Annotated in this window: 2 protein-coding genes; both read left to right on the top strand. The window is 74.4% G+C overall.

Features of this window, described 5'->3' with window-relative positions; translation table 11 throughout:
* Positions 1-219: 219 nt before the first annotated feature.
* Positions 220-1,155 carry an aldose 1-epimerase family protein gene (locus tag ACM2XV_RS15150; protein ID WP_487027540.1) on the top strand — a complete coding sequence of 312 codons (936 nt, stop codon included), beginning with the start codon at positions 220-222 and terminating at the stop codon, positions 1,153-1,155.
* A gap of 82 nt (positions 1,156-1,237) precedes the next feature.
* The coding region (locus ACM2XV_RS15145) for an ATP-binding cassette domain-containing protein (RefSeq protein ID WP_487027539.1) at positions 1,238-1,541 on the top strand (304 nt) is incomplete at its 3' end.

The raw sequence follows: 1,541 nt of genomic DNA, 5'->3' as shown, positions 1-1,541 counted from the left end.
CGACGGGGAGGGGGTCGGGGTGGCCGCCGCGACGCCCGGGGTTCCCACGGTGACGGCCGCCGCGAGAGCGGCCGCGAGAGCAGCGGTGACGGCGAGGCGGGGGCCGGGGAGTCGAGGCACGCTCACATGCTAGGGACAGCCTCGGACATCCGACAGGGGAACGCCGTTACCTGCCCGGCCGCCCCGCCGGCCGACCCGCCAGCCGCTAGCGTTGCCCGTATGACGCGACCCCTGTCCGGCACCCAGTACGAGCTCACCTTCGGCGACTACAGCGCCACCATCGCGTCGGTCGGCGCCTCTCTGCGCACGCTGACCCACCGCGGCCGCGACCTCGTCGTGCCCTTCGACGCCGACAGCGTGCGGCCCGCGTATCGCGGCGCCGCGCTCGCCCCGTGGCCGAACCGCATCGGCGGCGGCGCGTACCGCTTCGACGGGGTCCTGCAGCAGGTTCCGCTCACCGAGCCCGAGCGCGGCAACGCGCTGCACGGCCTCGCCACGTGGCTCGACTTCGGCGCCATCGAGCAGACCCCGTCGCGGGTGACGCTGGGCGCGACCATCGTCGCCCAGCCCGGCTATCCCCATCGCGTCGACGTCGAGGTCGTGTACGAGCTCGGGGCCGACGGGCTGCGTTCTGCGATCACGGGCGTGAACACGGGGCCGGATGCCGCCCCGTGGGGCACCGGCCCGCACCCCTACCTCGTGGCCGGCCCCGGCCTGGTCGACGACTGGTCGCTGCTGCTTCCCGCCGACGAGGTGCTCGAGGTCACCCCTGACACGCTGCTGCCGCTCGGCCTGGCATCCGTCGACACCGCGAACGACGGCGCGTGGGACTTCCGCGAGTCGCGCCAGATCGGCAGCGTCTTCATCGACCACGCGTTCACGTCGCTGGCGCGGGATGCCGCCGGCCGCGCGTCCGTCGAAGTCCGCGCCGCGGGCGGCGAGGGCGTCGCGATCACCTGGGACGCGGCGTGCCCCTGGGTGCAGGTGCACACGGCCGACCAGCCGCAGCCCGAGCTGCACCCCGAGCTGCACCGCGTCGGCCTCGCGGTCGAGCCGATGACCTGCCCGCCCGATGCCTTCAACTCGGGCACCGACCTGATCGTGCTCGGTCCCGGCGAGTCGCACACCGCGGGCTGGACCATCTCGGCGCTGTAGACGCGCCCGCCCCCCGTTCGGGGGTCGGTGTGGTTAGGGTGGAAGAGCTCCACCCCCGCCGCCGACCCCGACGAGGAGGGCCATGCCTACGACAACCGGGCTGCCCGGCGCGACGATCGAGATCGCCGGCCTGACGAAGCGATTCGGCCGCGTGAAGGCCGTGGACGATCTGACGTTCGGCGTGCAGCCGGGTCGCGTGACCGGATTCCTCGGGCCGAACGGCGCGGGGAAGACGACCACCCTGCGCATGCTGCTCGGCCTCGAGCGCCCCAGCTCGGGGAAGGCGACCTTCAACGGCGTGCGCTACCGGCGGCTGCGCCGCCCGCTCATGACCGTGGGCGCCGCGCTCGAGGCGTCGAGCTTCCACCCCGGCCGCAGCGCCCGCG

It is taken from the genome of Gryllotalpicola sp. CP2-P1 (assembly GCF_057512245.1).
Note: the sequence above shows the minus strand (reverse complement) of the source record. Positions and strands in the feature narration are given on the sequence as shown.

What these genes read in the sequence shown, in the direction of transcription:
- ACM2XV_RS15150 (WP_487027540.1), top strand. Translation starts at nt 220, where the DNA reads ATGACGCGACCCCTGTCCGGCACCCAGTACGAGCTCACCTTCGGCGAC.